General features: G+C 48.3%; 10 protein-coding genes. 3 read left to right on the plus strand and 7 right to left on the minus strand.

Annotated features, from left to right (window positions below):
• The first annotated feature begins 59 nt into the window (after positions 1–59).
• Positions 60–986: a RepB family plasmid replication initiator protein gene (locus ACYVK4_RS33490; RefSeq protein ID WP_461131944.1), complete on the plus strand. Its 927-nt coding sequence runs from the start codon at positions 60–62 to the stop codon at positions 984–986.
• A gap of 2 nt (positions 987–988) precedes the next feature.
• Here the strand turns inward: ACYVK4_RS33490 and ACYVK4_RS33495 are convergent, their stop codons facing one another.
• Complete coding sequence (locus tag ACYVK4_RS33495; protein ID WP_461131945.1) at positions 989–1,351, minus strand: hypothetical protein; 363 nt, start codon at positions 1,349–1,351, stop codon at positions 989–991.
• A 170-nt stretch (positions 1,352–1,521) separates the two neighbouring features.
• Positions 1,522–4,278 (minus strand): PAS domain-containing sensor histidine kinase, encoded by a 2,757-nt coding sequence (locus ACYVK4_RS33500; RefSeq protein WP_461131946.1) that lies wholly within the window; start codon positions 4,276–4,278, stop codon positions 1,522–1,524.
• A 470-nt stretch (positions 4,279–4,748) separates the two neighbouring features.
• Between ACYVK4_RS33500 and ACYVK4_RS33505 the strand changes: the two genes are divergently transcribed.
• Positions 4,749–5,195 (plus strand): response regulator, encoded by a 447-nt coding sequence (locus tag ACYVK4_RS33505; RefSeq protein WP_461131947.1) that lies wholly within the window; start codon positions 4,749–4,751, stop codon positions 5,193–5,195.
• A 264-nt stretch (positions 5,196–5,459) separates the two neighbouring features.
• Here ACYVK4_RS33505 and ACYVK4_RS33510 read toward each other — a convergent pair whose 3' ends face one another.
• From ACYVK4_RS33510 to ACYVK4_RS33530, 5 genes are all read right to left on the minus strand, one after another.
• Positions 5,460–5,801 (minus strand): hypothetical protein, encoded by a 342-nt coding sequence (locus ACYVK4_RS33510; RefSeq protein WP_461131948.1) that lies wholly within the window; start codon positions 5,799–5,801, stop codon positions 5,460–5,462.
• 237 nt (positions 5,802–6,038) lie between these two features.
• Positions 6,039–6,320 (minus strand): hypothetical protein, encoded by a 282-nt coding sequence (locus tag ACYVK4_RS33515; protein ID WP_461131949.1) that lies wholly within the window; start codon positions 6,318–6,320, stop codon positions 6,039–6,041.
• An 11-nt stretch (positions 6,321–6,331) separates the two neighbouring features.
• Positions 6,332–6,625, minus strand: a complete 294-nt coding sequence (locus ACYVK4_RS33520) for a hypothetical protein (protein ID WP_461131950.1) — start codon at positions 6,623–6,625, stop codon at positions 6,332–6,334.
• Positions 6,626–6,684: 59 nt separating this feature from the next.
• Positions 6,685–8,157, minus strand: coding sequence for a relaxase/mobilization nuclease domain-containing protein (locus ACYVK4_RS33525; protein ID WP_461131951.1), 1,473 nt, complete (start codon positions 8,155–8,157; stop codon positions 6,685–6,687).
• Positions 8,154–8,516 carry a plasmid mobilization protein gene (locus ACYVK4_RS33530; RefSeq protein WP_461131952.1) on the minus strand — a complete coding sequence of 121 codons (363 nt, stop codon included), beginning with the start codon at positions 8,514–8,516 and terminating at the stop codon, positions 8,154–8,156. The genes ACYVK4_RS33525 and ACYVK4_RS33530 overlap by 4 nt, the downstream gene beginning before the upstream one ends.
• Positions 8,517–8,785: 269 nt before the next feature.
• Here ACYVK4_RS33530 and ACYVK4_RS33535 point away from each other — a divergent pair, with 269 nt between their 5' ends.
• Entirely contained in the window at positions 8,786–8,977 is a 192-nt protein-coding gene (locus tag ACYVK4_RS33535; protein WP_461131953.1) for a hypothetical protein, read from the plus strand.
• The last annotated feature ends 562 nt before the right edge of the window (positions 8,978–9,539 follow it).

Consider the following 9,539-nt stretch of genomic DNA (forward strand, 5'->3'; position numbering starts at 1 on the left):
AAAAAAAAGTAGTAACTTTTAAAAATACATTTTTTACATTTGTCTGAAAATCAGCATATATGAGACAACCTGTTGAGATTTGGCAAGATAACGTGCTGACTAATGCACGTTACGAGATGACTGAAGCAGAAAAGAACATACTGTATATGGTTGTAGCTAGTGTTCGTGCTGAAGACTCACCTACAAAAATGTATCAAGTGTCAGTCAAAGAAATGGCTCAAGTATGTGGTTCTAAGGAGTTGATGCTAGAGGCATATAAACAAGCTACTGAGAAACTGATAGGACGCGTATTTACTACTACTTTAGAAAACGGAGATATACTACAGGCATCATTTATTGCCTCTGCACTGTATAAAAAAGGCACGGGCATAATTGAGATAGAGCTTTCACAGAAGGTACGTCCTTATTACGTCGATTTACATAAAAAGTACACTAAGATTCAATTAGCTGCTGCCATATCTCTCAATTCGGCTTATGCAAAACGAATCTACGAGGTACTATGCATGTATAAGAATATGCCTGACAAGAGTTTTAGAAGGGATTTGATGGATCTCAAGAAGATGTTAGGTGTTGTCAACATCAAGACTGGAAAAGACAAATATCCTATATGGACTCAATTTAAGAGAGATGTTCTGGATGTAGCTGCTAGGGAAATCAATGGCCACACAGATCTAACATTCAATTGCAAACCCATTTACGGCGACCGTCCCGGTCGTGGCCGTAAGCCAGTAGTTGAAATTGAGTTTGAGGTATTCTATCAAGCTAAACCTGAACCGGCTCAACTATTTGGTCTTCATGAGCGACTGATTAAACAGTTCAGACTTCGGCCCGATCAGGCGGATACCGTGCTGGCCACTCACTCAAGCGAAGTAATTACGCGGCAACTCTACGATATCCAAACCAAAGCGGTCGATGGCAAAGTGAAGAATCTAGGTAGCTACACGGCTAAGGTATTTGGTTTACAGACCAAGGCAGAAGCAAAATAGTCTTACCCAAAGAGTCGTTGCCAAACTGATTTCTTACCTTGCTCAGGTAAACGAGTGGCAATCCCTTCAACAATCTTGGTAAGATGGTCAATCTGGTTTTGAATATCGACCGGGGCAGTAGGTGATTGGGTTTGGACAAGCTGGCCTTGAGCAAATCCGCGAACATCTTCATTGATGTACTGGCCTATGGTCTTACCGGCTCGCTCGGCAGCTTTCTCAATCACGCGCCGGGTATCCGCTTCAACACCTCGAACTGACCAAGGGACAGGGGCAGCACTTTGGCGAGCCGGTCGGCCCATTTTAACAGGCTTCTCGATAGGTGTAGTGCTTAAAGTACTTTCTGTCATACCGTTTTGATCGTCCATATACTTCTGTCATACACAATGTATGACACATAAGTACGAAGAAATGAGGCTTTAACAAAAGTGTAGTGCAGAAACTACTTTCTGCACTACCTAACATAACACAGATTATAACACAAAAACAACCTACCAACAACGCTTGATCGTGGATTGTCATTGATAATACTTGTGGTTTAAATGGATTGCTTTAGAATATTAGTCTGCTTAATAACGGGTAAATACACTTGAAAAAGACTACCCAGCCCAAGTTTACTTTGGCCAGTAATAGCCCCTCCGTGGCGCTCAACAATCTTTTTACAGATCGCCAACCCAACGCCCGAACCACCATACTGCGTCTTGGTATGCAGCCGCTGGAACACGGTGAAAATCCGGTCCAGATATTTCTCATCAAAGCCAATCCCGTTGTCCTGAATGGAGAGCTCATAAAACGATGTGGTCAACAGCTGACCGTCTCTTAACTCGATCAGAGTAGTTAACTCGTTGGGTAGCTCACTTTTTTCCAGTAAACGGCTAGTAACCTCTACGAGACAGGGACCGGATGCCTGCCGAAATTTAACCGCATTGGATAACAGGTTTTGCAGCAGCTGACGCAGTTGCATCGGCTCGGCAATGAGCGTTGGCAAACGGCCGATGGTAAGCTGCGCCTGACTTTGGTGAATGGCTACCCACAGTTCATGCTCGATCAGATTTGCCACTAACTCATTCAAATCAACGGACTTGAGCGAATCCTGAACGGTTTTAATTCGGGAATAGGCCAGCAAGTCCTGAATCAACAGGCGCATCCGTTCGGCGGAGGTGTTGATGCGGGCCAGCATGGTCGCCACATCCTCAGGCAGTTGAGGGGCGTATTGCGTGTGCAGAATATCGGCAAAGGAGGTGATCTTTCGCAGGGGCTCCTGCAAGTCATGAGAGGCAATGAAGGCAAAGGACTCCAGGCTTTCATTGGAGCGTATGAGTTCCTGGTTGGCCCAGCTTAATTGCTTGCTCTGTTGGCGAATCAGCGTCATATCCATCGCCGAGAGGACCACCCCATCCTGAAAGGGAGCCAGGTGGACGTCCAGCGTTTTGGTAAACCACTCGATTTCCAGCCGGGTAGGCAGGCCCGTTTTCACCACTTCTTCAATGGCCCAATACACGGGTGTATCCCGGGTTTCAGGAACGGCTTGCAGGATCCGTTGGCCCAGTAGCGTATCCCGGGTTTGGCCCAACAATTGAGCCGCCGACTCGTTGATCTGGTCGATACGTAGATCAATAATGGCTCCTGTCTCATCCCGCACGCAGCTAAACACGTTCAAAGCAGTTGGGGTTGAATTAATGATTTGCTCAAGATTCTGGGCTTCCCGTTGCTGGATAAGTTCGGCTTCCTTTAGGGTTGTTACGTCCAGAAACGTACTTAGGATTTGCTGCTCAAAGCGAGCAAAAGAAATGGTAAACCAGCCATTGAGCCCATCCTGGTTATAGGGTAAAACAAACGACTGGGGTTCGCCGGTGAGCACGCAGCGCTGAATGTGCTCCCACCAGCTCGTCTCCCTTAGACCAGGATGTTCCTCCAGCATGGTGCGGTTGGTGATGTAATCGACTGGGCGTTTAGTGATCGTCTCACTGGCTCGATTGGCCAGTACGATCCGAAAATCGACAATATTCCCCGCCCTATCGGGCACCATGTCGTAGAGGACAAGCCCCCCCTGGGTGTGCTCCAGAATGGTCTGCAGTAAACCCGCCTGCCGAAGCTTTTCCCGATCCGCGCGTCGACTGGGAGTTAAATCAAAGGACATGGCCACTACTCCCTGTTCATGCGGGATGTATTTGACATTGAGCCAGGTTTCCACCCCATCCGCGTGATAATACAATTGGTCCTGATAAGTCTCTCCTGTTTGCGTCACCCGGACCAGCCGCTCAAAGACGCCACTAGCCATAACACCGGGAAACAGCGTCCGCATACGCTGCCCAATAACCTGATCCGGCGAGCGCCCCATGACCGCCAAGGATTTAGGATTCACTTGCCGGTAAATGAAATCTACTATCTCCCCGTTGGCACCGGGAACGCTCTCTAGCACCTCAATCATGGAGGAGGCTTGCTCCATGATCTGCTCCCAGAGGTGGTTTTGGCTGGTCAACCGCTGCTCGGCTTCCTTTCGTGCCTTGATATCCGTCCAAGTAATAATTAGTCCATCGGCCAATTTAGTGGTCTGTAGATTGGCCCAGATCGACAGGCCATCACTATCGTAGTGGACATCCAGATCCTGGGGCTCACCTGTTTCGATGGTCCGCACGTAAAGATCAAATACTGGTGTTTGATACATACCCGGATAAAGCACCGATAGACGCTGGTTCACCATGGCGGCCACCGAATGCCCAGCCATGGTGGCCGCCCGTTGATTGACGGCCGTCATCAGAATATCCTCAATTTGTCCGTTAGCTCCCCGTACGGCCGTGCCAACCACTACGCCACAAGTCACGTTATCGAGGACCGTTTGAACGAATGTCGCTTGCTGGGTTTGGGTTTCCTCGAGTTGTCTGACGATGGTTATATCCGTAAACGTGAGTAGTACCCCATCACCGAATCTGGCGCACGTGGTATTGACCCAGCAGTCGAATTGAGGGATAAACCGTTGTCGATGATAGGCTTGCCCTGTTTCAATGACAGCGGCATAATCGTCTACCATTGAGGTCGTATTATGAGGAGGATATACCTCTGAAAGCAACTTTCCTTTTATCCCTTCCGGGGTCGCCTGTAGCAGGCGGGCTGCCAGGCGGTTGATTTGTTGAAAGCGAAAATCGACAATGGGTTGTCCCTGTTGTCCGTCAGCACTGCGTAGGGCACTTAGATACGCCATGCCAACCACCGGATTCTCAAAGAAAACTTGCTCCAGACCGTTAACAAATGCTATAGTTGACTGCGGCAAATCGGTGTTGCTCGAAGATTCCATGGATAAACTCAGAAAGAGTACATTTCACTTGACAAATTGATGAGGTGCCGTTGCCTGAATCAACTAAATGTGAGCCAGGTCCAAGTTCGCTGGGTTGACCAAATAGCCACTGGTGAACAGCACAATAGGAGCGGGTGAATAGACCGGAAGATAAGATCGTCAATAACTCTAAGATTTTCATTACTTTTTTTAAGTAATTTTACTTAAGTATTATCGACTACACAAAAGTGCTCAATTTAATTGATGTTTTAAACGGTCATCTGTTACTTTAATCATCCTATTGATTATTTTTTACTTAACAAAAATCAGGTTATGAGCTAAAAGACTCACTCAGCAAAATAAAGTAACTTGGTGTTATCGATCTCGTAACATCAATTTACCATGAATCACAACATAGATTAATTGACAAAAGTATATATTTATCTATTTATTATATATAAATAGGTACCTTAATTGTAGTATTTTCCAAAATGCCTACTTCATTTTCCATTTTACTGGTCGATGATGACCCTACTATTGCCGATGTATTGAACCACGCGGCAGTCAGTACGTTCCGAGAGGCCAATTTTATCCACGTGAGCACGTTTCATCAAGCCGCTAGCTATCTGGAGGGACTACACGGGTTTGGCCCCCGCTTGATACTGCTTGACTTAAACTTACAGGGAGATTTAAACGGGCTTGATTTTCTCACCCTCCTGCGTGACCACCCGCAAGGATGCTTGGTGCCGGTTATCATGCTTTCAGCGAATCAAGAGTCAACTGCCCCGGGTGAGACGTATAGTCGGGGGGCTAACGTGTTTACCGTAAAACCGTTCTCTTACTCAGGTTGGAAATCCTATGTCAGCCAGTTGAGAACCTACTGGTTTGAGACCGTCCAAACGCCCCAACTCTGGTTTGACAAAGAAGAGGATAAATAGTCTGTACATCTTTAGTCAATATAGGCGAGTGGGTGTTGGCACTAGACTTTTTATGCCCTTTCCAAAAGACAATTTGGCTTATTCTCAGGGCTTGCTTGGGATGATTGATCTTGGAATATTCCCTTAACATAAGATTCCTTATACAACACCCCTAAGAAAAGTACAAAAAACAATGGGGCAAAAAAGAGGGGTGGTGACATATGATGTCACCACCCCTCTTTCGTTTATTTTACAGCTTGAGGTTTTCTTATAGACAGCGAGTAATCAAGCCACAAGTAGGTGGCTAAACTCATGCTCATTGGGTTCATTTATCAACCATTGATCTGGCCGGAACTCGAGATAGCGGTTATTGCTCTCGGTGAAGAGCAGCGATATAAAGTCCATTAATCGAGGATTACCCGCGAGCTGCACCAAAATCACCGATTCAAACCAGCTAACGGGGATTAGTTGGGCTGCTTTTTGACCCTTGTAATGGGGATAACTAACAAACGCTTGTTGTCCATCCGCCGTGACAAAGTGTACGCAGATGTGTTGAGGGGTATCAACAAAAGTAGGATAAGTGTATCGGTAATAACCGACTAGAGGATGAGTATAGATCATATTCATGAAAAGTCCATCTAACAAGTTTACGCATATTTACTTAGTGCAAAAATTATAAATTTACTTATTATATACAATGACATATGTAAAGAAAATGTTACTAATAATTCATAAAATGACCTTTTTACAGAATATTATTAATAAAAATATCTATAATGCAAACGTTAGCCTACTCAAGTCCAAAAAAACAGCGGGAAAACAAAGAGGGCAAAAGGGGAGTAAAAGTGTTACCGGTAGACATTCCTATTGCACTCGGCCATTGATGTAAAGGGTGAACCCATCAGCCGTCGCCCGTTGATAAGCGGCTTGGTATTCCTGGGCCGAGATGCGGACACCTACCTCCCAAAAAGCATTGAAGTCAATCCGTTGGCCTGGATCGCTTAGATCATACTCGCGAAATTCAACGACGGGTTGGCTTCTAAAAAAATTCACTACCTCACAAGCAGGAGGTTCCCGCTCACTCATCAGCTTGTAATAGCTCCACAGCTCTCCGCGCTGATAGCATTTAAAGTAATGCATTCTCATGGCGGCAAGGGCTAAGGCAAGGGGTGTAGCAATCGGGCGGCTGCCCGGTCCGGATCCGTCTCGTTGAGCGCATAAAATTCGACCGAATGACCCAGCAGCCGCACGCCATCCCACCGGCCCATACTATCCCGGTAAATCACCGCATAGCCAGCCAAATCACCCAATTCCGCCCGAATATCGTCGAGTACGTTCTCCATATCGTTGGTAACGCTTTTAGAGCCTTGGTTTAGATCCACAATAGAGATCACAGGGCCTTCGACCGTGTATGTATAATCAGCCCGTGGGCCTTGAAATCGGGTTTGCATAAGTAGTCCTTGGTTTGCGCTGCAAAAAATCACTTTTTTTCCCCTCTGTTCTACCGGCGTCAGCCCAGTCCCCGACCGCCCAGCCGGGGCCCTCGATTCGGGTACTGCTTCAACCGCTGCTGCTGAGCCTGCTCCTGCTGGTGAGCCGCTTCCCGTTGCTGAGCAAACTGCGATAGCGAAACAATGGAGTGCTCCTTCTTTTGATAGGCGCTCGCCTGGAAGCCAAAGTTAGGCTTGGGTTTCGTCTCCTGCCGGGCATAGATCCAGAAGTCATAATGCTTTTCCTTCATCTGGTAATCCAGACCCGAGCCGGTAGGGTCATTTAGATAACTCAGCTTGGCTTTGGCTTCCCGCGCTTCGTTGCTCAAACCGAACCAACTCTCCGCTTGACGGCTTAACGCCTGCTGTTGTTCAGCGCGCCATTTTACCTGAAACTGGTAAGACTCGCCCGCTTTGATTTGCCCATCGAGTACTTGACGTAGGCCATAATCAGGGCAGGCCTGTTTGAGGGCTTGGGCCGTTTTAAGCGTCGGCGTGGTGGACAGCGTTTGGGCGGCTTGCTCGATCCAAGCATTAGTGTCCCGGATCTGCTCGTTCAGCAAGCGTAGCCGTTGAACCTCCTGTTGATAGGCATTCTGCCACTTGCGCTCGACCTCACTCAATTCTGGGGCCTTTTTAGGCCCGTCAGGCGACGTTTGGACGCGGACGACAGGAGTGACAGGTTCAACCGGCTTAACCGCCTGAGCGGCCCGTTTTTGCGCTTGTGCTACCTGTTGCTGCCGATGATTGGTCTCCAGTTGCTTAACAATGCCTGCGTAGCTGTACTGACGGGCGATATCGGACCCCTTGAAGGTGTGCCCGTCTTTGGCAAAACTCACTCCCACCGCTTTCCCCCCTTCGTTCTGGCGTACCTGGTAGGTGATACCCTGTGCTTGGACCCGCTCGCCAAAGGCCTGGCCACTCGTGCAAGTGGCCAGCACCTGCTCCAGCGTTTGGCGGATCTGGTGGCGGCTCCGATCGGCTCCCTGCAACTGCTCAGGCCGCTGCTTGCGCGCGCGCCGTTCGGCCACCGGTGTCAGCTCGTGTTTGATCGATAGCTCTTTCAACAGGACCTGAGAACGGGCGTAGTTGTGGCTGTCGCTGATAGTGTGGCCTTGGTTATCGACCCGGTTGGCAATCAGGTGAAAATGGGGGTGGGGCTGGTCGTGGTGGCGAATGATGACATATTGGGTCTGATCCAGGCCCATGCCCTGGACGTAATCCTGAGCCACGGCCAGCATCTTCTCGTTGGTAAGTTTGGTCGCGTCGTCGGGGTTAAAGCTCACGGAGGTATGCCAGACGGCCCGCCCCAGGTCCGGATTCAGCAGCCGGCCCCGGTTGAAGTCGGCCGTCATGCTGGAAGCCGAACCCATCCGAACGCCAACGGCCTCCAGCACTTCGGCCTGTTTCTGTTCCTGGCTGTGCTTATGGCCCTCAAACTGGTAACGCACGCACCCGCCGAAGCTGGTACCGATGCTGGTCTTGCCGATCATTTGGCGTAGCGGTCTAGTAGTTCGCCTAACTCCCGCACCCGCCGATCCACCAGGATAGCCACCGAACGAATGCCGTCGGTGTTAGCCTTGCGGGCCAGCTGGTTCAGGTTGTTGCTCATGGTGGCGATCTGCCGCAGCAGGGCCTCCTGCTCGGCGGTGATCACCGTCACGTCGCCTACGCACAGTTCCCGGATCACATCGGCCATGCTGGTGTTGCGTTGCTGAGCCAGTTCCTGCACGTAGGCGTAGGAAGCCGGTTCGAGCCGGACCTGAATGGCCTTGCTGCGTTTGTCTTCATCCTTCTTTTTGGGCCGTCCGCCTTTGGCTTTGGCCGCGGGTACGCGGGGTTCAGGGGTCATAACACAGCTACGTTTAAGGGGAAAAGGGGGCTAATAAACCGGGTCAATGGATGTAGGTAGTGCTGGGCCTTTTGCGACGATAGGAGCAAAAGCAAGACGGTTTGAGGAGCGCTAACCCGACGATAGGAGGGTTTAGCGGTACGAAAAACATGGCTTGCTCCCTCCCAATTACATACCCAGCACGCCACAGCAATACTACGCCACTTGTATATCAATCGCAAATACAGTCCCGCTTTTGGCTATCTTTACTTTGTTCGTTTATCCTCCATATGGCCGCTCTGCTCTTTAAAGCCCAACTCATTGATCAAGCCGGTATCCAGCAAGCCGAATTGGCCAGGATCTTATACGGGGTGGATTCCCCCGAAGAGAAAGAAAAGACCTTTCGCGCTATCTGCCAAAGTCGCCATCCCCAGCTGCGCATTCAGGAGCCCCTCAGTATCTCCCCCGCTAAGCTGCAATAGGGGCAAAATAGCCAAGTGTATACTGGCTGGTTAGTAAAATATCCGCTTACTAACTAAATTTATAGTTGGCCGCCCCTTCCCTGTTTTAGTTTTTGCTTTTCTTTTCCCTTTCCAATTTGTTTTTGATCCCTTTACTAAGTCGGCAGATGTTAGATGGTTTTTACTCCTTTTTTTAGCCCTAAAAGCCGCTTTTTCAAGCCACTTTTTTCGACAACAAGCTCTTGTGTATTATCAAAATCTCTTGTTAAACACTTGTAGACGAAAATCATTAGCAATTAACAAGTTGATTACTAATGATTTAAGCTGTGGATAACTTTTAATAAAATGTGGTTTAATCGTTAATAAAATGTGGTTTAATCGGTGAAGGTGCCTTTATTTAATGTGGTTTAATCGGTGAAGGTGCCTTTATTTAATGTGGTTTGATCGGTATTTTAATCTTCCAAAAAAAAGTAGTAACTTTTAAAAATACATTTTTTACATTTGTCTGAAAATCAGCATATATGAGACAACCTGTTGAGATTTGGCAAGATAACGTGCTGACTAATGCACGTTACGAGATGAC

The sequence above is a fragment of the Spirosoma aerophilum genome (assembly GCF_054782495.1).